This window comes from Pantoea sp. JV6 (genome assembly GCF_025910055.1).
Taxonomy (GTDB): Bacteria; Pseudomonadota; Gammaproteobacteria; order Enterobacterales; family Enterobacteriaceae; genus Pantoea; species Pantoea agglomerans.
Genome location: NZ_JAPCIM010000024.1, coordinates 92,264 through 116,352, shown reverse-complemented (window position 1 = coordinate 116,352; position 24,089 = coordinate 92,264). Strand labels below are relative to the sequence as shown.

The window sequence follows — 24,089 nt, the reverse complement described above, 5'->3', positions numbered from 1 at the left end:
GTGTGTTTATGGCTAAAGTCATTTCTTTTTTAAACGGTAAGGGGGGAGTTGGTAAAACGACTACTTCAATAAATGTAGCTACAGCAATCGCAAAAAGGGGGGCCAAAGTAATAGTAGTCGATACTGATCCACAGAGTAGCATCGGAAACTGGTACAACGAGGATAAATGCCTCTTTGACGTAGCTGATGCAGGATCAGAAAAAGAAGTCTACTCAGTAAGGAAAACATTGAAATCATATGATTACATAATCATAGATGGTGCTGCTGCGATATCTGCTATTTCAGCTGCTGCAGTCATGGTTTCCGACGTGGTTTTAATTCCAGTAACACCTTCACCGCTGGATTTTGCCGCCTGTGGCGCCATCATTGCTGTGATTGAAGCGCGGCAGGAACTGCAACCAATCAAGGCTAGATTTGTAATAACAAAAAAGGTTAATACAGCCAAAATGCTGAGCGTTCTTAAGGCATCGATTGAAGATACGGGCATTCCCGCGCTACGGACAGGAACGACGCAAAGGCAGAGTTACATTAAAACAATGATGGATGGCGGCACTGTTTTTGATACGGACGATTCAAATGCCAAAGGTGAAATCGACGTACTTACAAACGACATTCTGGAATTATGCCAATGAAAATGAAACTCGGTGCTAGCAAAAGTACAATGCAGGCGGTTGACGCTATCCACAAACCGGTTTTGCCGACAAAGAAACTCCAGATGAACATTCCTGAAGATCTGCACAAGTCCTTCAAGCTGGCATGTTTGAAGCAGGACAGAGACATGACTGATGTAACAATTGAACTCATCAATGATTGGATGGAAAAAAACCGGTAATTAGATGATTAGATGATTAGATGATTAGATGATTAGATGATTAGATGATTATATACTTATTTGATGCCTTACTGGCTATGGGTGGGCTGCTTTATGGACAGGTTAAAAATAATGCTATCTGCATTTTTGGGCTTTAAGCCGATGAGCTCGATGAGTGATAAAGATAGAAAAAGCGCTGCTGAATGGGGATTCCTGCTGAGCACGCTGTTTATCGTGCCGCTTTTCTTCATGCATGAGGCCAGTGAACTGATCAAAATAGGTATGCAACTGCTGTGGGGCGCCTGCGTTTCGCGCGCCGCATTTCTGGCCAACGGCGGCTGGAACAAGAAAAAATTACGTTAATAAATCACCTTGAGGGGGCTGATGCTCAGTAGAACGAAAACTCACGTTGTGTTTCACAAAATACAGGCATGGATCATTAGGGGGAGATTGTTTAGATAGGGTTCTGGCTTAGAACCCCAAAGGGCCACATCGTAGGAGTCACTAGATACCGTCGAGAAGAAAATCAATAGCAGCTTTAATCTCTGTACGATAGAGAGATGAATCGCAGAACACAGCCCCCAAAGCACGAGTGGGAATGCTCGCCATTTCATGCGTCATTACGGCATATTCTTTGTCATCAGTCAGTCTGATAAGCGGAACCAGACGTTCAGGTCGCGTGCTGCTCGGGTACTTTTCAAGAGGCAGCAAGGGGATCACAATCCTGCGGTTCAACTGCCCGATAATATCGCTGGTAACATCGAGCAGCAGGGGATAGACGGCGCTTTTCCCGGTATTACTGTATACAGTGAACTGCATTCTTAAAATGTCCTGTACTCATCGCTGAAACAACCGTGTTCATCGTGAAAGCGGTTTAGAGCTTCCAGTGCTTCGCTGTTTTCCTCCTGCCATTTTTTTGCCTCGTACTGACGAAGTTCAGCGTCGAGAGCCGTGGTCAGGGTAGCACTGAGATTAATTCCGGCCTCACGCGCACGGCTGAGTAAGTCACGTTCTACGGTCATGGTAACGCTTTGCGTTGCTCGTTGTGTTATAGCCATAAATACCCCACGTAAAATCCCGTGTAACTAACACTGCCAATCACACGGAATATAACACAGGAAAATAACTTTGGGGGAGTAATAGCTTAACGTGAGTTTTCGTTCCACTGCGCGTCAGCCCCCTTTTAATGCAGAAGTGTTGATGGAAATACAGGAACTACTGACGTATATGCGCGGGTAGGGGGTGATGCTCACAACGATTACCCAGTAAGCCGATATGTTTAAGGGTCCTGTCCAAAGGCGCTGCCCTGTCTTTAAGGTATGGCTTTATCAGCTTGCTCATGGTGACAGGCTACCACGCGGGCGATAATTCCGTGGAAAACGCCCGTGCAGACCTCTCTACGCTGTTGGTAAATTCTGGCAGCACTCTTCTTGAGAAACCAGAGCTTCAGGCGTACATCACACTCTCCTGAAACCGGCTACATCACGCGCGCTACCGGAATATCGCTCCAGCGCGTTGTCCATGCCGGTGAGAGCATGTTCCGCTTCATTTTCCATTCCGTATTCACGCCCTGACCGGCAAACCACACACTGCCCAGCCCGGACTGATTGATCCCGTCAAGAACCTTCATCAACTGGGCACTGTTAGCACGTGGCTTATTCTCATCGAACAGATTCAACTGACTGACGCCGTTAGGCGTAAAATCGTCGAGCATTATCCCGGCCTTCATGTAACGTCGCCCTTCAAGCCAGATGCGATCGAGAGACCGCATGGCAATTTCAATTACGTCACGTGTGTCCTGGGTAGGAATCTTAAGACTCTCACCGGCGCTATTGCCATAAAATATCTCACCCTGCGCATGCGGCGAGGTGCGAATAAAGACGCTGATACGCCGGCAGAACTGACGCTCCTTTCTGAGCTTCTCTGCAGCTCGGGTTGCATACTGACACAGCGCCTCCTGCATCAGCACCTTTGACGTAATTCTCTCACCAAAAGACCGGCTGCAGACAATCTGCTGTTTCGCCGGCACAAACTCTTCGAGAGGAATACAGGATTCCCCGTTAAGTTCCCGTACAGTACGCTCCAGCACCACGCTGAAATTCTTACGGATAAGGGCAGGGTGAGCGCGTGACAGCTGCAGGGCGTTTTCAATGCCCATCAGATTAAGGCGCTCGCCGATGCGCCGGCCGACGCCCCAGATTTCCTCCACGGGCTGGTTCGCCAGCAGGGTGGCGGTGCGCTTCGGATTACCCGGCGTCAGCGCTAATACACCACGGAACTGCGGCCACTCCTTGCTGGCCCACTGTGCTGATTTGGCCAGGGTTTTTGTCGGCCCCATACCCACGCCGACGGTAAGGCCGGTCGTAGCCAGCACGTGTACGCGCAGGCGCCGGCCAAAATATTCAAAGTCTTCACAGAAATCAATGCCGGTCAGGTCCAGGAACATCTCGTCAATGGAATACTGTTCCACGCGAGGCGTAATCTCTTCCAGTGCGGTCATCACACGTTGAGACATACTGTGGTACAGCGCGTAGTTTGAACTGAAGACGTGCACACGCTCGGCAAAATCCTGATTTTTTATCTGGAACCACGGTGTGCCCATTTTGATGCCCAGCTTTTTTGCGCCGGCGCTGCGTGCGATGATGCAGCCGTCGTTGTTCGACAAGACGACAACGGGCTTACCGCGCAGATCAGGGCGAAACAGTGCTTCGCAGCTGGCATAAAACGAATTGACGTCGGCCAGGCCAAACATTGGCATGATCACCTCCGGCGGGCTCGGGTACTGTTGAAGAACCAGGTAACCACACCGAGCAGCTGCAGCTCCTCCGGATAAATTACCGGATAGGCTGGGTTCATCGGCAGCAGGGCGAGCTTGGGCTGCAGCTGCAGACGCTTGACCGTAAATTCGCCGTTAACCTCAGCGATCACGATGTCGCCGTGAGCCGCCTCTTCTGCCCGGTCAACCACCATGACATCACCATCGCAGAGACCGAGATCCCGCATACTGTTTCCACTGGCGCGTACGAAAAAGGTTGAGGCGCGCCGGCGAATGCAGAGCTCATTCAGATCGAGTTCTTTCTCAACGTAATCCTGAGCGGGGGAGGGGAAGCCGGCGGCGCAAGGATCTGCATACAGCGGCACCCTGACGCGGGGCGTAAATATGGGTGGCCAGAGCAATGTCAGCCCGGGAGTATAGTTACCCGGATTCATGACCTGATGCCCTGGCCATACTGCAGCAGAACTGCGGAAACTTTGTTGAAATTGCGCATAAAAATTCCTCCTCTTATTTTACTGTTTATACGTACAGTATTATTGAGGTGAATTAATCTGGCAAGAGGAAGCGAAGCGGCCATGTATAAAAGCGAAGCCATCTGTCTGACAGGATGGGGAATTTTATGAAGGTCAGCCCGGCACTAAGTGGCCCGGCTGCTTTAACAGTAATGCAGAATGTATGTATGGTGTGTAAGCAGTTCATGCCGGCATCGGTGAAATGACGCTTCCTCGCCACGGCTGTTCGTTCCTCGCTGCGCTGCGGTACGCCTCAGCCGGGCCTGCGGCAAGCGTTACAATTGCACGTTCAGAGAAAGAAATATGCAGCCCTGTTACTCTTCCGGCTTACCTATTCCGGCAACAATACCCAGCTGAGAGATGCGAACTATAAAAGCGTTAATCCTTATCTGCCGGTGAGATTTCGATAAGCTCGTGGCCCTGGTTATGAATATTGCCTACTTTTTTGCTGACAGGATGCCAAGTAAATGCTTTTTCCGGAATGGCTGCGTCGCGGGCAATTTCTTCTGCACGCGCTGGAGACGTTTCGTCACTGAGCCATTCACGAACAGCATCAGGCGTAATCACCAGCGGCCGCCTGTCATGTATATCGACCATGCCCTGATTGCTGGCTGACGTGACAATCACGAAGCCCTCTTTGCCGTGATCCTGCCCGTACGGCTGCCTGCCGATGGCGGCGAAGAAAAGTGGCTCCTTTTTTTTGTGAAAGATGAAGAATGGCTGCTTCTCACCACCTTCTTTCTGCCATTCGAACCAGCCGTCAGCAGGCACGATAGCGCGGCCATGATTCCAGAGAGGCTTAAACATGCGGCCGCTCGCAGCCGTCTCACCGCGCGCGTTGATAAGTGGCTGCTTATCCCACCATTCCGGTCCGTAGCCCCAATATACCGGATCGAGGCGCAACGAATCTTCCTGTTCGTTTAGCAGTAACACTTTAGTGCCTGGTGCTACGTTAAAGCGCCCGAGAGGTTCCGGATCGAATGTGATTTCGTCCGGTGTCAGGCCGAGTGAGTCAAAATAGTCGTCGCGGCTGCTGTACTGCGCAAATCTTCCACACATGGTTACCTCCTGCTGTTGATGTAAGGATAGCGACGTATACTGATATCAGGAGTATTAAATGCGCCTGCATGACGGACACCCGGTCGTTATCAGGTTCACCTCACAAGGCTGAAAAGCTGTAAAGAATGGAGCAATTCATGGCCTTTCAGAGTCCGGCCCAGAACTACACCGAAACGCGCCTGAGTCTGGGCGATCTGGTGCATCTTTCCCCTTACTCTACCTATCTGATGCGCAGCGAAAGCGACTGTCCAGATGCTGGTATTATTAAAGGGTCAGTGCTGGCCATCGATCGCGCGCTGACACCGGCACACGGTCAGTTAATCGTTGCCGAGCTCGAGGGAGAACTGACGCTGAGGCGGCTGCTGCTCAATCCGGTTCCCGCCCTGCAGGCGCTGGACGCGGACGAAACTGTTACGCTGCTTGATGTAAGCCATGTGCTGCCAGTGTGGGGTGTGGTTGCCTATGCCCTCACCGATGTAGCCGGGGTGGGATTTAACGGACCGGCAGGAGACGAGTAATGTTTGCGCTGGCCGATGCCAACAATTTTTACGCCTCATGCGAAACCGTATTCAGGCCCGATCTGCGTGGTAAACCGATTGTCGTCGTGTCGAACAACGACGGATGCGTTATCGCACGATCGGCCGAGGCAAAGCGTTTAGGGGTTAAAATGGCCGCCCCGCTGTTTCAGAATGAGCATTATTTCAGGCAAAACGGTGTGCACGTGTTCAGCTCCAATTACGAGCTATACGGCGACATGTCTGCACGCATGATGGCCATACTGGGCGAGATGGCCGCGGGACAGGAAGTCTATTCCATCGATGAGTCATTTCTGGACGTTACCGGGATTGATAACCTTATCCCGCTTGAGGCATTCGGGCAGCAGATGCGCGAGCGTATCCGGAAGGAAACCGGGCTGATAATCGGCGTGGGGTTCGGGCCGACCAAAACCCTGGCCAAACTGGCCAACCATGCATCTAAAAAGTGGACGCAGACGAATGGCGTCGTAGATCTGTCAGACAGAAGCCGACAGCGAAAACTCCTTCATCTGACTGATGTCAGTGATATCTGGGGCATTGGCCGGCGGATCAGCCTGCGCATGAACCAGCTGGGAATCACTACCGCCCTGCAACTCGCGGACAGCAACGTCAGCATGATACGGAAGAATTTCGACGTTATTGTCGAGCGCACAGTGCGTGAACTCAATGGTGAGTCTTGCCTGGCACTTGAAGATGCACCGCCGCCAAAACAACAGATTATAAACTCGCGCTCTTTTGGCCAGCGCGTCACACAGCTGGAAGATATGCAGCAGGCAGTCGTACTGTATGCCACGCGTGCTGCGGAAAAGCTCAGGCAGCAGAATTCACGCTGCCGCCATATAAGCGTCTCGATCGCTACCGGTCGGCACGATGGTGAACCGCAGTATTCGAATACCGCCTCTCGCATCTGTGATTATCCGACGAACGATACCCGCGACATCATTGAGTTAGCGCTTCGCGGCATCAACACCATCTGGCGGGAAGGCTATCGGTACGCTAAAGCGGGCGTCATGCTGGGTGATTTTTATCAGTCAGGTATTGCGCAGTTTGACATGTTTAGTGAGCAGCAGCCGCGTGCGAACGCAGACGAGTTAATGGCAGCACTGGACGGTATTAATAGATCCGGGAAAGGAAAAGTCTTTTTCGCGGGTCAGGGAGAACGTGACAGTTCATGGCAGATGAAGCGTGAAATGTTGTCACCACGATACACAACAAGAATTAAGGATGTTCCACGAATAAAATAAGCTAAATAACCACCATAAGAGCATTAGCTATCTGCTAAAAGAACGTGATTAACTATATTTTATGCAGGAAGCTAATGCTTGATCATCTGATAGGTTTTGTAGTTATTTTATTTTTAATCGCTCTAAAATAGAGTCTAGCATTGGGTGTGAAGTGTTTCCACACTTACACGCGAGGTAAAAGGGCAAATCAAGATAAACGCCAACTTCCATAGCTCGTACTAGTAGCAGAATCTTCCCATCCCCAATTTTTGCAATATCGTCATCTGTCAAAATATCCTTTGGTGCGCACAGAATGGTCCAATTTAATTTCGATGAAATGTTCAAATTTATTGATATTCCATCCTGATTGGAAAACAACAGAATGGTTATCGCATTTGGAAAACCTATAATTTCATTAAGATTCGAACTGGTACCTTTAGAAAATAAATTGGTTCCACGGATTTTAGGTAGATCATTACCATTGCGATACCAAAGTCCATCATGCAACTCTTTACCATACGCTGACTCAAGAACTTTGGGACCAAAAAGGCAAAAAGAGATACCTATAGCAATTTTACAAAGGAAACGCTGGTCAAACTTCGTGTCGAAAACGACTTTTGCCTTTTGTTGCAGTCTGGCTTTAGCATTTGCTATGAAAAATTTACTCCGGGCCTTATCTATCTCATCAGGTTCTGTAAATCCTATGGTAATCGGATCTGCGCCTATAACTTCGCCACACAAAATCTTTTTGACTTTTCGTAAACGAAAGGCCTGCTCAAAAGACAGCCATGTCTTATGAACATCTTTTGATGTGTTTTCGGAAAACAAGAAGTAAGCTCTAGTCCGAAGCTCTTTTGTAGTCCTGGGATTTCCGCCCACATATGCTGATAGTTTTTTATCATGTGGACGAATCCAAAATACCTGTTCTCCATGTGGGCCCAACCACATTTCGCAAACGTGATCCTCGGGAAGATTGGGGGGAGAAAGACTAACGTTACCCATGCATTTAAGCGATACCCCAACTGGAGTTTCCTTACTGTAAAACGCCGAGGAAGACTCACGAAGCCAATTTGTAACTAGCCAGTTTTTTTCGAAAGACGCATCAACAAATAAACCAAGATTATTGTTGCATGTTTTGCATACATCTCTCGTTTTCAGAAATTCAGGAGCATGTGCCCCACCTAAAAACTGCGGAATTATATGCTCAAGAGTAAATTCTTTCTCATCTTTATCTTTGCGACAGTATATGCAGTTTTTCATGGGTTTTCATCAGCCATTTTAAATGAATCGAAGATAATATATAAAAAATTTTTTGAAACGACCCGCTCATTACACAACATTTCTACGAAAAATTAAATGGCCTATATGCTATGAACGGTTTTATTCAGGTTGGAAGTAATTCAGGATCTTTATGCATCCAATAATGCTTTCGCTTCGCTCCGCTCCTTTTGCCGGTTCCCGTCCTGCGGCCGGAAACCGGCAGAGGTAAAGTGCCGTGCCCTTACTGTAGCCGGGCGGCTTCCCAAACAAGCGAAGCTGTCGCCGGCCTTCTCACCCGTTCCCCGCCGTGCGCGGGACATTCAGTCCGCTCCGGCGGCGCGTGCGGCTTCGCGTCCGCCCTTGTTTGCTCAGCTGTTCGCCCGTCTGCGTGTTGGTCACGGCACCACAGGGGTGCCCCCTGACATTAAGGAGCATAACTATGTCCCGATTCATGCGTGGCGACAGCGTACAGATCATGGCCGGCTTTCCGGATAACAGCATCGACTTCATTCTGACCGATCCCCCGTACCTCGTCGGCTTTAAGGACCGCTCCGGCCGTTCGATCGCGGGCGACGTGAGCGACGAGTGGGTACTGCCGGCCAGCCGTGAAATGTTTCGCGTACTGAAAAACAACAGCCTGGCGGTGAGTTTTTACGGCTGGAACCGCGTGGACGTCTTTATGCAGGCGTGGAAATCGGCGGGCTTCCGCGTCGTCGGGCACCTCGTCTTCACCAAAACCTACGCTTCGAAATCGGCATTTGTCGGTTATCAGCATGAAAACGCCTACTTACTGGCCAAAGGGCGGCCGCCGCTGCCGGCGAAACCATTACCCGACGTGATGCCCTGGCAGTACACGGGCAACCGGCACCATCCGACCGAAAAGCCGGTGAGTGTGTTGCAGCCACTTATCGAAACCTTCACGAAGCCCGGGGATTTAATTCTGGACCCGTTTGCCGGGTCCGGCTCGACCTGCGTAGCCGCGGACCAGTGCGGCCGCCGCTGGATAGGGATCGAACTGCTTGAGGAGTACCACGCAGCCGGCCTGCGCCGCCTGGGTGAACTGCGCGCCGCCCGTGCCGCATAACGCATATTCTCTGACCGGATCATAAGGACAGCAACATGACAGACCAGACACTGACGACCGAAATCACGCAGCTTACCGGCGACATTAACGACCTGGAGGAATCGCTTTACGAGTTTCACCTCCGGTTACGGGACATGACAAAGCGCCATCTTTACCGCGGCGCAGCGCCGGCGCAGAAAATGGCCGGAATGCTGATCGAGCAGATAGACACCGAACTGATGGCGCTGTACCGGCGGGCTGCCGAAATGCACAGTCACCTGAAGTAACGGATGCAGGTGGTTATTTTATGACCGCCTGCTGTCTGTGCGCTGATACAGCCGCCGCTGCACTTTTGTCCACAGGGTTATAGCCAGGCTATGCACCCGGATTGTGGACAAATGGATATAAGGAAGTTGCTGCGCGCCGCTTTATTCCGCCATGCGGCGGGACAGGGCAGAAAACCCGGTCCGTGCGTGCTGCGGCCGGTGCCGTGACTTCACTGTAGCCCGATCGCCTTGTGGTAAAGCGCGCCTCCTTCGCCCGTTCGCACTCCCTCCACCGCGCTTACTTCCGTCGCGCTTCCGCTCAGTCTTCGCGTCAGCGCCGTGCGTAAACACGTCTCCGCTCGCTTGCGCTGCGGCCTCCTCGTCACGCTTGACCACTGCGTCTCTCCGTCGGGCTGTCATTCAGTCACGGCACAGGCCGGAACTGAGACAACTTTGACTGCGGAGGATTTCTTATGACATTTAGCGGACCAGCGTTATACGTCGGGACTTACCATAAATATAACTGCGGCAGTATTTTCGGGAAGTGGTTTGATCTTACTGACTTTGAGGATAAGACCGAGTTTCACGACGCGTGTCGCGAGCTCCACGCCTCTGAAGAAGATCCTGAATTTATGTTTCAGGACTGGGAGGGCATTCCTTCTAAATTCGTGTCTGAATCCTTTATCGACTGGGATTTCATCGCGGCGTGGAAGCAGGCGAAAGAAGAGGGCAGGGAAGACGCCTTTGTTGCATGGGCGGATTATTCCGGCGGATGCGATTTCGACGCATTTGATGATGCGTACAGGGGGAAGGCGGAAAGTGAGGAAGATTATGCGTATGAGCATATTGAAGACAGCGGCCTCCTGAATGACGTTCCGGAGCCGTTGCGCTCTTATTTCAACTATGAAGCCTATACCCGTGACCTGTTCAGCAGCGGGTATGTGCTGCACGACGGCTTTGTATTCAGCAACTGATGACGCTGGCAGGGGAAGCCCTGCCGTAAAGGAGAAAAAATGAAACTGTCACCGCAAACCCGCGACATCCTGCGTCAGTATAAAGCCCTTGTGAATGCGCAGCGACGAACTAACGGCCTGAGAGAGCTGAGGACGGAGGAGATCATGGATGAAATCTGTTATTTCATGACATGTCAGAGTGCCGTTTACATCGGTGGCCACTTTATTAAGCAGGGCGGAAAAGGGTAATCAGCACAGTCAGGCGGTTCCGGCCGCCTTTTAGCCCGCGAAAACCGCGCCTGCGGCAGCAGAAAGGAAAGAGGCGCGCCTCCCGTCTTTCGGCCTGTAAGGGCAGCGAGATTGATATTATGGAAAGTAGAACCACGCCGTGGAGATAAGGTCATTTGTAATTTCGAAAACAGCAATGCTTTCGAGGGGGGCGGGTGACAGGCCATGAATGAATTCGTGATCAAACACTTTGTTACCCAGCACCGTTCTGGAAATGAGTTCTGCCCTGAGTTCCGGATTATTAAAACGATTACTTATGTAAAACTCACGGAGCGCTGATTTTCCAATCATTGAGGCGGCTTCAGCGGGCATACGATAGCCTCTGAAATCTTCAGAAAAGCAATCAATGAAAGCATTTATATCGTGTTTATTGTAAGCCTCAAACTGAGCGGCGACGGGACGTGTGACTGACATGTCTAGTTCTCTGTGGTTGTTTATTTATGCTATTTAGTAGCATAAATATTCATTCATGTGAAGGCGTCTGAAATCCTTTCTTCGGTGTATCGCCGATTAATCATAAAAAGTCCGTTACCCCGGGCGTCCAGTCGGCTGTCATGCTTCGCACAGAGCCGGCAGGCCGTCTCTGCCCGGCCCCGTTCCGGGGCAGCGGGTTTCCATCCTGACGCAACACCTTCCGCTCGCAGCAGCCGTTCCGTCTGCGCCGCTCAGTCTCGCCGTAAACGGCGCTCCCTGCATCCCGCCACCACACATGGCGGGATGTAAGGGGCAACGCTGTTTCGCGCCCGCGCGTCACACCGTTGCGGCGGGTTCCTGCTTTCCTCATGGGTTTTTCGCCCGTCTGCGTCCTTTCGCCGGGGCTGAGACAAGCACAAACCGCCTGGCTGTCCAGGGACGGCTGAAGCCTCTCGCCGGAAAATTTTTTATGTGGCCAAAAATTTTTCCGCTCGCTCCCGGACATCTGCGCCGGCCCGTGCTCGTTACGCCCTTTGCGGCGAACGGCTCTCAAACGGGTGAAGGTTACAACCTGGGGAGAAAGCAGCAGTTCCCCGCAAAACGTCAAGACCGCGGCCCCGGCAACTCAACGGGTGATGGTTTTAAGGGCAAACACAATCAGGAGATTTCAGTGGAACAGTCAGCAGTGGTGCGCTTACCGGAGGATACCTTTACGCGTGAGGAAGCGAACGCGGTCGCAGCGCAGTACACCAACGTTGCCATCGAGGACGATCAGGTTAAGCACTTTCGGCTGGTCGTGCGTAAAGACGGCGAAATGGTCTGGCGCGCGTGGAATTTTGAGTCAAAGGCGGGTTACTGGCTGAACCGTTATATCGGTGATTACGGTATTCGCAAAGTGCAGTAAGCAGTTAAAAGGTGCCCTGCGGAGCAGCCACTCAGCAGGGCGAGACAGTCATTAATCTAACGAGGTATCAACGATGTCAGTAGCCAATGTTAAAGCAAAAGCTCCTAAAAAAACCAGCGCTAAAAAAGTGACCGACGCCGAACAGGCAGCGGTAAAAGCGGCGCTTGAAGCCGCGCCGGTTGAACATGCGCCCCTGTCAGTGTTCGTGATGTCGCTGCTTAATGCCCGCACCATCCCGTATTCAACGGAAAGCGTTGAAAGCTTGGCGGCAACCATTAAGTCGGTCGGCCTGTTGCAGAATCTGGTCGCCCACGAACTGCCGGACGGCGAACTGGCGGTGGCCGCAGGCGGCAAACGCCTTACCGCCCTGAATCTGCTGCTCTCACAGCAGTTTCTGACCCCCGATTACCCGGTGCCGTTCAAGCGCGTTTCCCCGGAAATGGCCGCGCTGGTTTCCTACATCGAGAATGCGCAGCGCAGCGATATGCATGCGGCAGAGCAGATTGCCAGCTTCGGTGCCCTGGCTTATCAGGGCAAAACCTCCGAGCAGATTGGTGCAGAGCTGGGCTACAGCACCCGTCACGTTCAGCGCATGCTGAAACTCGCAAACCTTGCGCCGTCACTGCTTAAATTGCTGGCAGACGATCAGCTGACGGTTGAGCAGTGCCAGACGCTTTGCCTTGAAGACGATCAGGCCCGTCAGGTGCGTGTCTATGAAGAGGTGAAAGCCTCCTGGCATAACCTGCCCGTCACCATGTTAAGAAAACTCATTACCGATAAAGAAATCTCGATCACTGATAAGCGCTTTCTTTTCGTAGGTCGTGAGGCGTATGAGGCAGCAGGCGGTGTCGTGCGCGAAGACCTGTTCAGTCAGCAGGAAGGTGAGGGAACGGCTGACTCGGCGCTGCTGGAAACCCTGACCGTGCAGAAGCTGACCGCAATGGCGCAGGACATTCAGAAAAGCGAAGGCTGGAAATGGAGCATGGGCCAGCTGAGTTCGCTTTACCCGCACAGGGATGCACTGACTTATCAGCTGACTGACGAGCCGGAGCCTGTGTACATCGGTGATGAAGAAAGCCGCATCGATGATCTGTACCAGGTAGCTGACGATTGCGAGCAGAACTCTGACGACGAAGGCTACAGCGCCGCCAGCGATGAAATTGAAATCATCGAAAAAACAGCACTGGTTCGTGCCTGGACCCCGGAAATTCGCGCCATGTCAGGCGTGGTGGTCGGGTTCGATAAATACGGTGAACTCTGTGTGCAGCGCGGCGTTGTGCGGATTGCCGATCTGCAGGGCGAAGAAAGCAGCGAAACAGAGCAGGGCGCAGAATCTGCCGTACCTCATATCAGCCCAATCAACGTGGCTAAAAAGCCGGATGCGGCTGAGGGTATCAGTCCGCCGCTTCTCACAAAAATGTCCTCTGAGCGCACCCTTGCCGTGCAGGCTGCACTGATGCAGCAGCAGAAAAAGGCTGTTTCCCTGCTGGTCTGGCAGCTTTGCACTGACGTCTTCACCTCTGGCTCAAATTATGGCAACCCGTTTGGCATCCGCGTGACCGTGCCGCACTACAGCCTGACGCAGAATGCCCCGTCCGGTGACAAAGGCCCGGGCTTTACTGCCCTGATGCAGGAAAAGACCCGTCTGGAAGCCCTGCTGCCGCAGAGATGGAATAAAGACTTCACCACCTTCTTCGATCTGAGCGGTGAAACGCTTATGTCACTGATGGCGTTCTGTGTCGCCTGCTCGGTTGACGGGGTACAGACGCGTGAATATCAGCGCACCTCTGACAGCCGCCTGGACTCACTGGAAAACGCCATTGGCTTCCACATGCGTGACTGGTGGCAACCCACGAAGGCGAACTTCTTCGCTGACCTGAAGCATACACAGATTATCGATGCACTGACTGAGGCCGGGTTTACAGGCGCGGCTGCTGACGCGGCGAAAATGAAGAAGGGGGATGCTGCTGAACTGGCTGAGGGAAAAATGCGGGATACGCGCTGGGTGCCAGCCTGGATGAAAGGGCCGGAGCCAGAAACGATCGGCGGGGCCGGATCTGCTGAGGCTGACAGCGACACTGACAACAACGATCCCGCTCACGCGGCCTGATAAGGAGCGCCGCCCTTCGGGGCGGCATGGAGACAAACATGAAAAATAACAATGCTCTGAATCTGACCGTGCTGACCGGAATGCACCCCTGCGAATTTGAGGAGTGGCGCGAAAGAGGAGAGAACGAACGCCATATTCTGACCAGCGCTGTCGCGCAGCTGCTGCACGTGCCAGCGGGCTGGAATGTCAACGGGGAATACCGTGGCGAATTTGGCGGATTCTTTCCGGTTCAGCTGCGCTACACGCCGCCCGGAGAGGCGTTCAGTCTCTGCGTATGCAGTCCGGGAGACGTGTCCGGGGAGTGGCTGATTGTACTCGTGTCAGATGACGGTAACTGCGTGCGCGAGGTGCTCAGGCTGATGCCGTTCGATCCGCAGCGCATCAGCGACCTGATCGCCGCAGCGGCGCAGGCATCCCTGCTGGAACACTGCGCAGCCGGCATGGCGGAATATCTGGCAGAAGGAGAGTACGCATGATCCCTGTCAGTCGTTCTCTGGTTCCGCTTTCACCTGCACGCCGTGCAGCGATGCAGGCCATCGCCTTCGTTGAAAACAGGCATGAACGTAGCGTGTACTGTGCAGACTATCCGTATGCGCACGCCTTTTTCCGCCTGCTCAGGGGCAGCAGGCGGGTAACCCTGAAAGAAATTCGCTTTTTCCGTCCCTCGATGCTTGAGGCCGAATTCAGGGGTAACAGACAGTCATGGCTGGCAGCGATTGACCGGATGATTGCCAGTGCCGGTGAGGACTGTCCGCATCCGCTGAGCAGTTATGATGTACACGATCTGTTTCCGGGATGGCGGTTTCAGGGCACCGAGCGGCAGCGGCGAAAAACGGAGCTGCGCGATGAGAAGTATTCCCGCCAGTATCGCCGTGAGAGAGAGGAGAAAACGCGGACTCATCAGGCGGTAAAAGGGCAGGCTGAGATTGACCTGGCATTCCACACGCCAGCCAGTGTCAGCAGCTGGATATCACGCTGGTCTGACTCGCAACTGCATCATACCGAGCTGGAGATCATGTTTTATCGGTGGAGTGAGAGATTCCCTTCACTGGAATCTCTGGATCGCTGGGAAATGGCAGGCCAGCCGTTATGGAGACTGGGGGCAGAGGCCGGGTTCCTGTCAGAGGAATCGACCGCGATGACGCAGGAGCTGGAATGCTGGATGGTACCAAACAAGCTGATTTTCAGGGCGGTGGCGGTATGAGCCGGGGCGATTACAGCACTGAACTGAAAAAGGCACGGAGTCATGGCCCCCTTCGGCTCCCCGGCGTTGCCGGGTCGTCAGTCCTACTGCGCTAACCGGCTTTGCCGGTAAGCTCCGCCGAACCCCTCCGGGTTTCGGACATAGGGCCTGATGGCTGAGGTCAAAGGCTGCAACCGGCTGTCGCCGGTGCTTCAACCGGGCGCGCTGCGCCCTTTAAGGGCGTCACGCCGTTCCGTCGTGACGACTGTGTTCATGCTCATCCCTGTGCTGTCACCCTTTTCCGGCTGGTACGGAGCGGAGGGCTTTTCGTAGCACAGTCATCCGTTCGCCCACTAGGGGTACGCTTCGCCGTTCCTCGCCCGTTCGCACTCGCCACAAAGACGGCTCGCTTGCGCTGCGGCCTGCGGTGACGCCCCGTGTTCGCCCGTCTGCCGGTGCTACTTCTGCCCTTCGCCGCTCCATACCAACCGAAACAGGGTTTTAGTAACCATCAGAGGAGAACCAGCATGAACACACAGAACGTCAAAACCGCCGCAACCAAAACCACCGAAACCGGGGCTGAAGGGCAAAACATCAATGGCCTTGATCCGGCACTGGCTCAGAGCCTGGATTATCTCAGATTATTGAAGTCGGAGAGCATGACCAAGGAAGAACGTTTTGAACTTCTCACAGGCACGCTGAGGAATATGGCTGAAGAGGTCTGCAACACGGTTACTGACTGGTCGCGCCCGCGCCCGATGATCCCGCTGGCGTCATTTAAAGCGTGGATTGAGGCGGCACACATTGCGCACGGCTATCCAGACGGAATAGGCGATGCAGCATGGGGATACGCAAGCAATGAACTGGCTTTGATTCTCAAAGCCGGATACGCCATGCATAAAGCGGATATTGCCTGATGAGCGAAGTACAGATGTAAAAAAAGCAGAGTTTCCTCTGCTTTCTTCACCGCCGGTATTTACGAGATACCGGCAACATCAAAACCAGAATCTGGAGAGATATATGATTTTTGACATGCAAATCGTCGCACATGCCATCGCGATTGTAAACGCCATGCGCAGCGGCCAGCTGGCACATTTAACAGCAATGCTGTTTTCACAGTGGATGCAGGTAGCGCGTCAGGTGGAGAAGCAGCAATGAGCCAGATTATTGAGCATCCACATTCCACAGCATTCACCAGCCCGATCCAGCAGGACGATATCACCAGAGTGATGGGCAAATACTGCCTTATTCGCCTGGATAATGGTGCAGAGTCCTTCTGGCACAATGGCCATTATGTCTGCGAGGCAAACGGTGCATATGGTGAAACGGGTGTGTCAGACATTGCCAGGCTGACCGCACGGGCGGGTGGTCATTCGTTACGGTGTATCGAGCTGCCGGTGCCTGATGGCGAGTGGTGCTGGGGTGATATAGCGGAAACACTGGCTCGCAGTGCCCTGAGTGAAACGGTACGCGCCTCCTGTATCGTGACGGGCTGCATAACAGCGCAGGGCAGGGGGGTTCACTTCTGCAATCATCCGCTGCTGAGCGGTGACAACTCGAATCTGTGGTTTCCGATTGGCGACAAGGAAGACTGGTTTGCGGCTGTGGAACGGATTCTGATCATGAACGGTTTAGCCGAAAATCTCACCAGTCTTTCACCGCTTCGTGACGGACCAGAATACATGGACTGGAAAGCGACCTATAACAGGAAGGTCATAATCTAGAGTGCTAAGGCCGGTTTACACCGGCCATTCTGGCCATGAGCGGGGTGCTGAACCGCGAAAAAACCAAGCAGGCCTTACAGGCCAGGCAAAACCCGGTGCTGACGCACCGGCTTTCCCCTTCCGCGCGATCTGTAGTCTGCCAGTGATGCCGTGTGTCTCATTGCTGTCCGGATGGTGTTGCCGGTAATGCCGGTTCTGGTGCTATGGCTGCCTTTACTGACTAAACATCAACTTCAGGGGCCGGGACATGGCCACCTTCGGCTCCCCGGCGTTGCCGGGTCGTCAGTCCTACTGCGCTAACCGGCTTTGCCGGTAAGCTCCGCCGAACCCCTTCGGGTTTCGGACATAGGGCCTGATGGCTGAGGTCAAGGGCTGCAACCGGCTGTCGCCGGTGCGTTCACTGGCCCCAAAATCGGGGCCGCTGAAGACCGGACCGGCAAAGGGCCGCCGTCCGGTGCTGTGCCCTGTTCATCTCCCGCGTTCTGTTTCGTTTCCTGAATCCCTCGCCGTGCAGAAATCTGGCACACGGGCGCCTTCGCGCAAGGGACGCAAGCTAAACGGCTGCACCCGGTCCCTTCGGGCTGCGGCTTTGCCGTTTCCCTCTGCGCTCAGCCTGATCCCCGTGCGCCCGTTCTGCCCTCACGGCGAGGAACTCAGAGAAACATCGAATAACCACACGGGAGACACAACATGTCAAAGCTGAACGTCAACACCCCGGCTTCAGAATCTAAAGAATCATCTTCTTTAACGGCAAAACCATCAGAAGATATCAGCTATGAAGCTATCCGCCGTGCCTTACGTCGCAGTCTATTTTTCAAGGATCATCCACAGTTCAATGTGAACACCGCGGCGCTGCGTAGCGATTTCGCTATGAATCTGGAGTATCTGACGGCGGCAACTTTTACGCGCGAAGAGGCAGATTTTAATACGGGAAAATTCCGCTCAGGAATCGAGATGTTGCTGATTAACGCGCATGAAAAACTGCAGATCACGGTTTTTGTTTATGCTCCAGCGGCAGGCTCTGCACCGGAAACCTATGAAACCCGGATCGTGCATTCAGCTAATCCGATTGGTGAAGAAGAGTATGCGGAAAATACCGAATACCAGACTACTAACGTTTACAAAGCCGCAGGTGAGCTGAATGTTGCGGCGCTTGATCTGTTCTGGTCTGAGCATGAAGGGCTGATTAAATATGCGAAGCAAAACCTGCCCCGGGCTAACGAATACAGCCCATTCTGCCACTGGCAATTTTCGCACCTGAGAGGATGAAAACACACTCCCTTGCAGCGCTCTGCAGGGGAAATAAGATATCTGATATTCAGAAAATCTCTGGCCGCTATATAAGTTTTTTATTTGACAGCTGACACTATTTCTTTATGAGGTAATTAATTATGGTCCGTTTTTCTTCCCGCTATGCAGCCCCGACTGCTATCCGTAAAAACAGCCCGCTGAATAATGATGAGCTGATGCGCATTGTTCCGAGCGCATTTTCAGCCGAAAAGCATGATTCACGCTCTGAGCGTTATACCTATATTCCGACCATTACACTGCTGGATAAACTGCGTGAAGAAGGGTTCGAACCTTTTTATGCCAGCCAGTCGCGCGTCCGCGATCCGGAAAGACGCGAATTTACCAAACACATGATCCGCCTGCGCCGGGGAAATAAGAGCAGCGGCGAAGAGGTTCCGGAAATCGTATTACTGAACAGCCATGACGGCTCCAGCAGTTATAAAATGATCCCCGGTATTTTCCGGCAGGTCTGCACGAATGGCCTGGTGTGCTGGAAATCGTTTGGTGAAATCAGCGTGCCACACAAGGGGGATATTGTATCGCAGGTTATTGAAGGTGCTTATGAGGTGCTGGGCGTGTTCGATAAGGTGGAAAATAATATCGGCATGATGAAATCCATTCAGGTTAACAGTGAAGAACGCCGTCTGCTGGGCCAGCTGGCGCTGGAATATAAATATGACGGCAAAGAGCCGCCGGTGTCAGCTGAGCGTATTATTAAGCCGCGCGCCTGGTATGACAAAGGCACCGACCTGTGGACCGCGTTTAATATCGTGCAGGAGAACCTGATCAAGGGGGGATTGCCCGGCAGAACGGCGAAGGGAAAAAGAACCACGACCCGGGCAGTCACAGGTATCGACGGCGATATAAAGCTGAATCAGGCGCTGTGGAAGATGGCGGAGGAGTTCGCAAAACTCAAATCATGAAAATAACCCCGGCATGCCGGGGTTATTTTTTGTCAGGCATTACGTCCGCAGCTAAGAAATTTTCAGGCGCGGGCCTTTTCTTATTCTGCTTCGCCATTGCGGTGTAAACCTCATCCCGTGCAATGAGCACGCGGTAAATACTCTTGATGATTGCAGCATATTCACGACGCTGTTTGATCAGCTTCGGACTCGGGCCGGTGTTGTACATCCCGACGCTGTCCCAGTTTCTGCCATACTGTCTGAAATTTCGCGCCTCGATCCACGCCCCGGTATAAATGCAGATGCACGGATCTTTCAGCAGCCTTTCCCGCGTAATATCAAACTTTTTCAGCTGATTAAAGTGAGAACTGTTAATCTGCATATTGCAGACATCATGCGTGCCGCCGCTGCTTTTCGTATTCAGTGCATTATTACGCATGCGTGATTCCTGAATGGAATGTGCCATCAGGAGACGCGGATCAATACCGAAATCCTGACCGGCTTTTGTGAAACACATTTCCGGCGCAGCCTGCGCGCTGAATACAGCGGCAAGCGCGAGAGCAGCAAATATTTTCATTCTGATAATCTCACGTACGTGCGCGTAAAGCGCCAGGCGGGTTCGTGTGGAAAATACCCGCTCAGATCATCGCTTGCAAGATAATTCGTTACAGACGCGCACGTTGCGCTGGCGGGTCGGTCACGAACCCCGTCAGGGATATAAAGAATTCAGCAGGATAGCGTTATTTACCAAGCCGCTCTTCAGGGGTAAGTTTTCATCACACCCCACGCAAGATTTTATCTTGCTGTTTTTTTATTTAAAATCAGATGGTTACTGGAAATGTGTTATTGGGTTAAGCTCGTATATCCCTGTTTTATCGTAGGTTACTACGACAAGATAGTGTCATTTCCTACGACATGATATCGTAGGTTTCTACTACCTGTTGTCATAGCTTGCTACGATGTTATATCGTAGGAGTGTTGATAATTAGTTCAATCATAGTGTTGCATATCGTACAGTGTCACACCCTACGACATGGTGGTGTCGCTTACGACTACCTGTATAAGACTCAAATTGCATGCACATTAGTGCTTCATAGAGCTGAAAGCGATGAAGGGTCGGACAGGAGAGCATGACACAAATTGGTAAAGTTATTATAAAAACCTAAATAATACGTTCAGGAGAAGAATTAATGGGAAGAATGGGTATCTACGTCAAAGATAAAATTGAAAAGGAAATCAGGGATATTTATCTTCTGGACATACAGAATGGAGCAAGTCCTGCTGAGGTCAGTCTTTCCTCCACATGTAATGAACTTCTCAGGTTAGGCCTGATTATGCACAAAGCTAAAAACACAGAAGATACGTTTAATCAGCGTGAGTTTAATCGTGAGCTGCTTCGTAAAGTCAGCGGCAGTAAAGAAGGCATAATGATATTACTGACGATGATGACTGAGCTTTATGTCAACTCAACGGGAGGCGGGGGAACGGAGCGTATTGATTCCCTGTTGAGCCAGTACCTTACTGAAATAGACAACTCAGAAAGCGATGCAGATAACAGGCACTTCGTTAAACCAGACGAGAGCGAGTAATGGAAAAGAAGTCCGGGCACGGCGGACTTCTTTCAGGATAATTAAGATTCTTTATCAATTACAGTTACCGGTACTCTGATCATAAAGGTTGAGCCTTCATTGATTTGCGAACGTGCACTGATATTCCCCTTCATTGTTTTGAGATAACTTTTAACAATTGAAAGTCCCAGGCCCAGACCTTGTCGGGTTTGACTCTCAGCGCCCTGATTGAATGGTTGGAAAAGTAGATTGAGTTTTTTAGTATCAAAACCGCATCCTGTGTCACTGACTCTTAAAAATAAGTACGACTTAGCCACTCTAAGTCGCACTTTAATCAACCCGGAATGAGTGTTTTTATTAGCGTTGTCAATAATGTTATGGATTATTGATATGATTTTTTGTTTATCAGCATTGATGAGAATGTTCTGCGGATATATGTTACATTCTATTTTATTGGCATTGCTTTCATTGTAGAGAGATAAGCCAGCATTTAAAGCATCTTCAATATAAAAGCTTAGGTTATTAACACCAACATTACCGATCTCGATTTTAGAAAACTCAAGTATTTCTTTTGTCTGCTGATAAAGCTTATTAGAATGATAAGTGATTTTAGCAAGGTATTTTTCAGAATTTAAAACATCCCCCCTCACATTGATCATATCAGAAGATAACTGGATTTTCTGAATAGAGCCTGATAGCTCATGATATATGGCTGAGATGAAGATGTTTTTTCCTTTAATCGCTGAGTTTAGTTTTACGATATGCACCCAGAGTAAAATGATTAAAGTAAAAAGAAGGAAAATGCAAAAAAGTGCTGCAAGCTCTGTGTATGAGGAGTTATCCAGTATCAATGACTTTATTGTGTTGAAGTTTCTGATTTGGATTTTATAAATAATTTCTTGCAGGTTAATGAGCGTAGGCTGCATCTTATTCATTTGCTCTAAGAGTACATCCTTCCTTTTTGAGGGCGGTGTGGATTCATTAAGCCTGCCTAGTTCAGCGCTTTGCTTCTCAAGGAGGTTAAGTGCACTAAGGAAATCCGGCTCATAATAAAATGAGTTTATGCGTAATGATTTGTTTTTAAGAATTCTGACTTTAGAGTCAAAAACAGACTTCTTTGTTTCGAAATTGTCCGGGGTTTGTGTCTGGTAAACAGATGTTCGGGTTCTTTCAAATGCCAGGAAGAGGATTTCAGCCGTCGAGTAGTTATCAAGGTTTGGCTCAATACTTTTATACTGATTTTTAATTTCGTTGAATTTCTGAACAGTAAAAAAAACTGAACCTGGAAAAAAAAGTGTCAGTACTAAGCCAAGTACGACGGGAACAACCCTGCGTTTCATTTGATAACCTCAATCCTGTTTATCTGCCAGACAGTTTTGGCATTCACTTCCAGTTTGTTCAGTTCTGGATGCTCATCTCTGGGGTAGATTATGGCAAAAGGCCCCAGATCAGAAACCGGGATCAGTTGGCCATTTTTCCGGTATGCCAGGATAACGTGATATTTTATAAGCTCTCCCACTGGCAGGGTGTAGCTGTAGTCATCAAGGGCATAGACTCTCAGAGATGATGCCTTAATCGAGTACTTTGATAGCAGCTCTGTGAAGGTCACGCCCTCGAAAGTAGCTTTGGGCGTGAAATTCGTAGCTGTAGTTATTGAAGTGACTGGTAGCTTGACCAGATCCTCAGTAGAGACGGTAATTTCTTTACTGCCGTCTGCCAGAACAAAGGAGTCAGCATACGCTGCTTTGGCCGAGATCGCAGAGAACAGAAGAGCTGTGAGTAACTTCATTTGGTCATTTTCCTTTTCTTCATAATCAACTGTCCATATTCATCGTGACCGCAACTATGCCAGCCTCTCGCTTGATAGAAGCGAGCAGCTGATGAGTGTTCATCAGTGGTCAGTTCAATCTCAGTGTCTCCCTGTTCAAAAAACCACTCAGTGATTTTTTCCAGTATCGCTCCCCCAACTCCCTGCCCCTGGTACTCTGGCCGAACAAACAGACCACCTATCAGTGCATGGGGTATATGAATGCCGAGGCCATAACCCACATAGCTACCGTCAATCTTGCAGATCCATCCACCACCCTGAGCAACGTCAGCCAGAATTACTTCTCTCTGCAGATACTCAATCTGATGGGCATGGACAAAGTTTTCGGTAACAGAAAACCTTATGTCGTACATTTCTTTTATATGTTCAGCTGTTAATTTAATTAATTCCATTTCAGTGCCATTTAAAAAAAGAGGTTTGCTAGTAATATGGAGGAAAGTATAAAAACACGAGTTGGCTTTTCAACCAGTTCAACTCCGTATTCCATAATGATTTCTCCTATCTCTCGCTCATGCTGATTCAGTTGTCCGGTGAGCAAGATTATCGGCACTGTCTCGCTTTTAGAGCGGATCTTCTTGATGACTGCCTCTGAGTTTTCGCTGTAGTCCAGTAACCAGTCAACAACATATCCATCATAATCTTCACTGTCGACCGCCTGCATCATTTCTTGTGCAGTCTCGTAAACCGACGCATCAATACCGTATCTGTTAGATACTGACTTTAATAGTTCGAGTAGTTCTTTATCATTATCGAGTATTGCCAGTTTCGGCGCAGGTAAAAAATCCATTCTTATTACCTGCTTCATGTCTTTACTGAATTTCACGCTTGTTGGATTTACTACATAATAATTTTTATGAAAGTATGCATAGTTAATGCCTGGCTCTTTAATATCAACCTTTTCATCACTGACAACAATATTACATCTAACATGCATATCATTAACAATGAATATACCGTTATATGGTTTTGCTTCATCAAGGGATTCGTGGAAATAATCATAAACCGATTTTATCTCGCTATAGAAAACTCCTCTTTTACCATCGAGTTTTTGTTTGGCGCTCTGATATTTAATACCGAGGATATCAGCCATTGTTGACGCCTGTTTCCTCTTATCGATTCCTTTCCGCTCAAAAAGTTCTAATACTTTTTTGAGGTTTTTATTAGATGTGTCCAAAGTCTACTCCCGTCCATCGGTTACGTTTTACCCAGCTAACGCCGTGACTCAAGAATTTGGGTTAAACAAAAGATGATACACGAATGAGTATCTTTTGAAGGGTTTTTTGATCCGGTAACGTTCTGTTTATTAAGGCTTTTCTTAATAAACTCAGTTTCTATATAGGAAAATACTCAAAAACCACTCGAAATACTTTTCAATACATGCATAATTCTTTACAGAAACACATCACTACTGAGTATCTT

31 protein-coding genes are annotated in these 24,089 nt (G+C 50.5%); 19 read left to right on the top strand and 12 right to left on the bottom strand.

Annotated features, from left to right (window positions below; genetic code table 11):
- Positions 1-8 precede the first annotated feature (8 nt).
- The 3 genes from parA to OK412_RS22500 all read left to right on the top strand — a co-directional run bounded on the left by parA (position 9) and on the right by OK412_RS22500 (position 1,174).
- Positions 9-632, top strand: a complete 624-nt coding sequence (gene parA / locus OK412_RS22510) for a ParA family partition ATPase (protein WP_031594621.1) — start codon at positions 9-11, stop codon at positions 630-632.
- Positions 629-832, top strand: a complete 204-nt coding sequence (locus OK412_RS22505) for a plasmid partition protein ParG (protein WP_031594620.1) — start codon at positions 629-631, stop codon at positions 830-832. Before parA ends, OK412_RS22505 begins: the two co-directional genes overlap by 4 nt.
- A gap of 93 nt (positions 833-925) precedes the next feature.
- Positions 926-1,174 (top strand): hypothetical protein, encoded by a 249-nt coding sequence (locus tag OK412_RS22500; protein WP_244213034.1) that lies wholly within the window; start codon positions 926-928, stop codon positions 1,172-1,174.
- A gap of 141 nt (positions 1,175-1,315) precedes the next feature.
- Here OK412_RS22500 and OK412_RS22495 read toward each other — a convergent pair whose 3' ends face one another.
- The 5 genes from OK412_RS22495 to OK412_RS22475 all read right to left on the bottom strand — a co-directional run bounded on the left by OK412_RS22495 (position 1,316) and on the right by OK412_RS22475 (position 5,158).
- Positions 1,316-1,630 carry a CcdB family protein gene (locus OK412_RS22495; RefSeq protein WP_031594618.1) on the bottom strand — a complete coding sequence of 105 codons (315 nt, stop codon included), beginning with the start codon at positions 1,628-1,630 and terminating at the stop codon, positions 1,316-1,318.
- A 2-nt stretch (positions 1,631-1,632) separates the two neighbouring features.
- Entirely contained in the window at positions 1,633-1,869 is a 237-nt protein-coding gene (locus tag OK412_RS22490; RefSeq protein WP_033781302.1) for a type II toxin-antitoxin system CcdA family antitoxin, read from the bottom strand.
- Between the two features lie 419 nt (positions 1,870-2,288).
- A complete protein-coding gene (gene umuC / locus OK412_RS22485) occupies positions 2,289-3,563 on the bottom strand; it encodes a translesion error-prone DNA polymerase V subunit UmuC (protein WP_264353620.1) in 1,275 nt (424 codons plus the stop codon).
- 8 nt (positions 3,564-3,571) lie between these two features.
- Positions 3,572-4,021, bottom strand: coding sequence for a translesion error-prone DNA polymerase V autoproteolytic subunit (gene umuD / locus OK412_RS22480; RefSeq protein WP_264353607.1), 450 nt, complete (start codon positions 4,019-4,021; stop codon positions 3,572-3,574).
- 456 nt (positions 4,022-4,477) lie between these two features.
- A complete protein-coding gene (locus tag OK412_RS22475) occupies positions 4,478-5,158 on the bottom strand; it encodes an SOS response-associated peptidase family protein (RefSeq protein ID WP_264353606.1) in 681 nt (226 codons plus the stop codon).
- Between the two features lie 137 nt (positions 5,159-5,295).
- Here OK412_RS22475 and OK412_RS22470 point away from each other — a divergent pair, with 137 nt between their 5' ends.
- Entirely contained in the window at positions 5,296-5,676 is a 381-nt protein-coding gene (locus OK412_RS22470) for a S24 family peptidase (protein WP_187495410.1), read from the top strand.
- Positions 5,676-6,938, top strand: a complete 1,263-nt coding sequence (gene umuC, locus OK412_RS22465; protein ID WP_264353605.1) for a translesion error-prone DNA polymerase V subunit UmuC — start codon at positions 5,676-5,678, stop codon at positions 6,936-6,938. The genes OK412_RS22470 and umuC (OK412_RS22465) overlap by 1 nt, the downstream gene beginning before the upstream one ends.
- Positions 6,939-7,040: 102 nt before the next feature.
- Here umuC (OK412_RS22465) and OK412_RS22460 read toward each other — a convergent pair whose 3' ends face one another.
- The gene (locus tag OK412_RS22460; RefSeq protein ID WP_264353604.1) at positions 7,041-8,177 is read right to left on the bottom strand and encodes an HNH endonuclease; all 1,137 of its coding nucleotides are present in this window, start codon (positions 8,175-8,177) and stop codon (positions 7,041-7,043) included.
- Between the two features lie 439 nt (positions 8,178-8,616).
- On the opposite strand from OK412_RS22460, the gene OK412_RS22455 reads away from it, so the two are divergent.
- The 4 genes from OK412_RS22455 to OK412_RS22440 all read left to right on the top strand — a co-directional run bounded on the left by OK412_RS22455 (position 8,617) and on the right by OK412_RS22440 (position 10,708).
- Positions 8,617-9,261 (top strand): DNA methyltransferase, encoded by a 645-nt coding sequence (locus OK412_RS22455; protein WP_137230313.1) that lies wholly within the window; start codon positions 8,617-8,619, stop codon positions 9,259-9,261.
- A gap of 35 nt (positions 9,262-9,296) precedes the next feature.
- Complete coding sequence (locus tag OK412_RS22450; protein WP_264353603.1) at positions 9,297-9,527, top strand: hypothetical protein; 231 nt, start codon at positions 9,297-9,299, stop codon at positions 9,525-9,527.
- A 452-nt stretch (positions 9,528-9,979) separates the two neighbouring features.
- Positions 9,980-10,480 (top strand): antirestriction protein ArdA, encoded by a 501-nt coding sequence (locus OK412_RS22445; RefSeq protein WP_264353602.1) that lies wholly within the window; start codon positions 9,980-9,982, stop codon positions 10,478-10,480.
- Between the two features lie 39 nt (positions 10,481-10,519).
- A complete protein-coding gene (locus tag OK412_RS22440) occupies positions 10,520-10,708 on the top strand; it encodes a hypothetical protein (RefSeq protein WP_033781319.1) in 189 nt (62 codons plus the stop codon).
- A 117-nt stretch (positions 10,709-10,825) separates the two neighbouring features.
- Here OK412_RS22440 and OK412_RS22435 read toward each other — a convergent pair whose 3' ends face one another.
- Positions 10,826-11,161, bottom strand: coding sequence for a nuclear transport factor 2 family protein (locus OK412_RS22435; protein WP_033781321.1), 336 nt, complete (start codon positions 11,159-11,161; stop codon positions 10,826-10,828).
- A 670-nt stretch (positions 11,162-11,831) separates the two neighbouring features.
- Here OK412_RS22435 and OK412_RS22430 point away from each other — a divergent pair.
- From OK412_RS22430 to OK412_RS22390, 9 genes are all read left to right on the top strand, one after another.
- A complete protein-coding gene (locus tag OK412_RS22430; RefSeq protein WP_264353619.1) occupies positions 11,832-12,065 on the top strand; it encodes a DUF905 domain-containing protein in 234 nt (77 codons plus the stop codon).
- A 73-nt stretch (positions 12,066-12,138) separates the two neighbouring features.
- Entirely contained in the window at positions 12,139-14,175 is a 2,037-nt protein-coding gene (locus OK412_RS22425; protein WP_264353601.1) for a ParB/RepB/Spo0J family partition protein, read from the top strand.
- A gap of 38 nt (positions 14,176-14,213) precedes the next feature.
- Positions 14,214-14,651 carry a conjugation system SOS inhibitor PsiB gene (gene psiB / locus OK412_RS22420; RefSeq protein ID WP_264353600.1) on the top strand — a complete coding sequence of 146 codons (438 nt, stop codon included), beginning with the start codon at positions 14,214-14,216 and terminating at the stop codon, positions 14,649-14,651.
- Positions 14,648-15,379: a plasmid SOS inhibition protein A gene (locus tag OK412_RS22415; RefSeq protein ID WP_264353599.1), complete on the top strand. Its 732-nt coding sequence runs from the start codon at positions 14,648-14,650 to the stop codon at positions 15,377-15,379. The genes psiB and OK412_RS22415 overlap by 4 nt, the downstream gene beginning before the upstream one ends.
- A 416-nt stretch (positions 15,380-15,795) precedes the next feature.
- Positions 15,796-16,275, top strand: a complete 480-nt coding sequence (locus OK412_RS22410; RefSeq protein ID WP_264353598.1) for a hypothetical protein — start codon at positions 15,796-15,798, stop codon at positions 16,273-16,275.
- Between the two features lie 103 nt (positions 16,276-16,378).
- Positions 16,379-16,516 (top strand): succinate dehydrogenase flavoprotein subunit, encoded by a 138-nt coding sequence (locus OK412_RS22405; RefSeq protein ID WP_264353597.1) that lies wholly within the window; start codon positions 16,379-16,381, stop codon positions 16,514-16,516.
- Positions 16,513-17,082 (top strand): hypothetical protein, encoded by a 570-nt coding sequence (locus tag OK412_RS22400; RefSeq protein WP_264353596.1) that lies wholly within the window; start codon positions 16,513-16,515, stop codon positions 17,080-17,082. Before OK412_RS22405 ends, OK412_RS22400 begins: the two co-directional genes overlap by 4 nt.
- A gap of 690 nt (positions 17,083-17,772) precedes the next feature.
- The gene (locus OK412_RS22395; RefSeq protein ID WP_264353595.1) at positions 17,773-18,351 is read left to right on the top strand and encodes a hypothetical protein; all 579 of its coding nucleotides are present in this window, start codon (positions 17,773-17,775) and stop codon (positions 18,349-18,351) included.
- Positions 18,352-18,473: 122 nt separating this feature from the next.
- A complete protein-coding gene (locus OK412_RS22390; protein WP_264353594.1) occupies positions 18,474-19,295 on the top strand; it encodes a DUF932 domain-containing protein in 822 nt (273 codons plus the stop codon).
- 22 nt (positions 19,296-19,317) lie between these two features.
- Here the strand turns inward: OK412_RS22390 and OK412_RS22385 are convergent, their stop codons facing one another.
- The gene (locus OK412_RS22385; RefSeq protein ID WP_264353593.1) at positions 19,318-19,851 is read right to left on the bottom strand and encodes a lytic transglycosylase domain-containing protein; all 534 of its coding nucleotides are present in this window, start codon (positions 19,849-19,851) and stop codon (positions 19,318-19,320) included.
- 613 nt (positions 19,852-20,464) lie between these two features.
- Between OK412_RS22385 and OK412_RS22380 the strand changes: the two genes are divergently transcribed.
- Complete coding sequence (locus OK412_RS22380; RefSeq protein WP_137230284.1) at positions 20,465-20,863, top strand: relaxosome protein TraM; 399 nt, start codon at positions 20,465-20,467, stop codon at positions 20,861-20,863.
- Between the two features lie 41 nt (positions 20,864-20,904).
- Here the strand turns inward: OK412_RS22380 and OK412_RS22375 are convergent, their stop codons facing one another.
- The 4 genes from OK412_RS22375 to OK412_RS22360 are packed head-to-tail and all read right to left on the bottom strand — an operon-like array spanning position 20,905 to position 23,844.
- Positions 20,905-22,182, bottom strand: coding sequence for a sensor histidine kinase (locus OK412_RS22375; protein ID WP_264353592.1), 1,278 nt, complete (start codon positions 22,180-22,182; stop codon positions 20,905-20,907).
- Positions 22,179-22,631, bottom strand: coding sequence for a molybdopterin-dependent oxidoreductase (locus OK412_RS22370; protein ID WP_137230280.1), 453 nt, complete (start codon positions 22,629-22,631; stop codon positions 22,179-22,181). Before OK412_RS22370 ends, OK412_RS22375 begins: the two co-directional genes overlap by 4 nt.
- Positions 22,628-23,062: a GNAT family N-acetyltransferase gene (locus OK412_RS22365; RefSeq protein ID WP_264353591.1), complete on the bottom strand. Its 435-nt coding sequence runs from the start codon at positions 23,060-23,062 to the stop codon at positions 22,628-22,630. The genes OK412_RS22370 and OK412_RS22365 overlap by 4 nt, the downstream gene beginning before the upstream one ends.
- A gap of 11 nt (positions 23,063-23,073) precedes the next feature.
- On the bottom strand, positions 23,074-23,844 hold the full coding sequence (locus OK412_RS22360; protein ID WP_264353590.1) for a helix-turn-helix domain-containing protein: 771 nt from the start codon (positions 23,842-23,844) through the stop codon (positions 23,074-23,076).
- Positions 23,845-24,089 lie beyond the last annotated feature (245 nt).

What these genes read in the sequence shown, in the direction of transcription:
- OK412_RS22505 (WP_031594620.1), top strand. Translation starts at nt 629, where the DNA reads ATGAAAATGAAACTCGGTGCTAGCAAAAGTACAATGCAGGCGGTTGAC.
- OK412_RS22435 (WP_033781321.1), bottom strand. Translation starts at nt 11,161, where the DNA reads ATGTCAGTCACACGTCCCGTCGCCGCTCAGTTTGAGGCTTACAATAAA.
- OK412_RS22405 (WP_264353597.1), top strand. Translation starts at nt 16,379, where the DNA reads ATGATTTTTGACATGCAAATCGTCGCACATGCCATCGCGATTGTAAAC.
- OK412_RS22390 (WP_264353594.1), top strand. Translation starts at nt 18,474, where the DNA reads ATGGTCCGTTTTTCTTCCCGCTATGCAGCCCCGACTGCTATCCGTAAA.
- umuC (WP_264353605.1), top strand. Translation starts at nt 5,676, where the DNA reads ATGTTTGCGCTGGCCGATGCCAACAATTTTTACGCCTCATGCGAAACC.
- OK412_RS22415 (WP_264353599.1), top strand. Translation starts at nt 14,648, where the DNA reads ATGATCCCTGTCAGTCGTTCTCTGGTTCCGCTTTCACCTGCACGCCGT.
- psiB (WP_264353600.1), top strand. Translation starts at nt 14,214, where the DNA reads ATGAAAAATAACAATGCTCTGAATCTGACCGTGCTGACCGGAATGCAC.
- OK412_RS22425 (WP_264353601.1), top strand. Translation starts at nt 12,139, where the DNA reads ATGTCAGTAGCCAATGTTAAAGCAAAAGCTCCTAAAAAAACCAGCGCT.
- parA (WP_031594621.1), top strand. Translation starts at nt 9, where the DNA reads ATGGCTAAAGTCATTTCTTTTTTAAACGGTAAGGGGGGAGTTGGTAAA.
- OK412_RS22380 (WP_137230284.1), top strand. Translation starts at nt 20,465, where the DNA reads ATGGGAAGAATGGGTATCTACGTCAAAGATAAAATTGAAAAGGAAATC.
- umuC (WP_264353620.1), bottom strand. Translation starts at nt 3,563, where the DNA reads ATGTTTGGCCTGGCCGACGTCAATTCGTTTTATGCCAGCTGCGAAGCA.
- OK412_RS22490 (WP_033781302.1), bottom strand. Translation starts at nt 1,869, where the DNA reads ATGGCTATAACACAACGAGCAACGCAAAGCGTTACCATGACCGTAGAA.
- OK412_RS22375 (WP_264353592.1), bottom strand. Translation starts at nt 22,182, where the DNA reads ATGAAACGCAGGGTTGTTCCCGTCGTACTTGGCTTAGTACTGACACTT.
- OK412_RS22400 (WP_264353596.1), top strand. Translation starts at nt 16,513, where the DNA reads ATGAGCCAGATTATTGAGCATCCACATTCCACAGCATTCACCAGCCCG.
- OK412_RS22470 (WP_187495410.1), top strand. Translation starts at nt 5,296, where the DNA reads ATGGCCTTTCAGAGTCCGGCCCAGAACTACACCGAAACGCGCCTGAGT.
- OK412_RS22365 (WP_264353591.1), bottom strand. Translation starts at nt 23,062, where the DNA reads ATGGAATTAATTAAATTAACAGCTGAACATATAAAAGAAATGTACGAC.
- OK412_RS22440 (WP_033781319.1), top strand. Translation starts at nt 10,520, where the DNA reads ATGAAACTGTCACCGCAAACCCGCGACATCCTGCGTCAGTATAAAGCC.
- OK412_RS22460 (WP_264353604.1), bottom strand. Translation starts at nt 8,177, where the DNA reads ATGAAAAACTGCATATACTGTCGCAAAGATAAAGATGAGAAAGAATTT.
- OK412_RS22455 (WP_137230313.1), top strand. Translation starts at nt 8,617, where the DNA reads ATGTCCCGATTCATGCGTGGCGACAGCGTACAGATCATGGCCGGCTTT.
- OK412_RS22445 (WP_264353602.1), top strand. Translation starts at nt 9,980, where the DNA reads ATGACATTTAGCGGACCAGCGTTATACGTCGGGACTTACCATAAATAT.
- OK412_RS22395 (WP_264353595.1), top strand. Translation starts at nt 17,773, where the DNA reads ATGTCAAAGCTGAACGTCAACACCCCGGCTTCAGAATCTAAAGAATCA.
- OK412_RS22385 (WP_264353593.1), bottom strand. Translation starts at nt 19,851, where the DNA reads ATGAAAATATTTGCTGCTCTCGCGCTTGCCGCTGTATTCAGCGCGCAG.
- OK412_RS22475 (WP_264353606.1), bottom strand. Translation starts at nt 5,158, where the DNA reads ATGTGTGGAAGATTTGCGCAGTACAGCAGCCGCGACGACTATTTTGAC.
- OK412_RS22370 (WP_137230280.1), bottom strand. Translation starts at nt 22,631, where the DNA reads ATGAAGTTACTCACAGCTCTTCTGTTCTCTGCGATCTCGGCCAAAGCA.
- OK412_RS22450 (WP_264353603.1), top strand. Translation starts at nt 9,297, where the DNA reads ATGACAGACCAGACACTGACGACCGAAATCACGCAGCTTACCGGCGAC.
- umuD (WP_264353607.1), bottom strand. Translation starts at nt 4,021, where the DNA reads ATGAATCCGGGTAACTATACTCCCGGGCTGACATTGCTCTGGCCACCC.
- OK412_RS22495 (WP_031594618.1), bottom strand. Translation starts at nt 1,630, where the DNA reads ATGCAGTTCACTGTATACAGTAATACCGGGAAAAGCGCCGTCTATCCC.
- OK412_RS22500 (WP_244213034.1), top strand. Translation starts at nt 926, where the DNA reads ATGGACAGGTTAAAAATAATGCTATCTGCATTTTTGGGCTTTAAGCCG.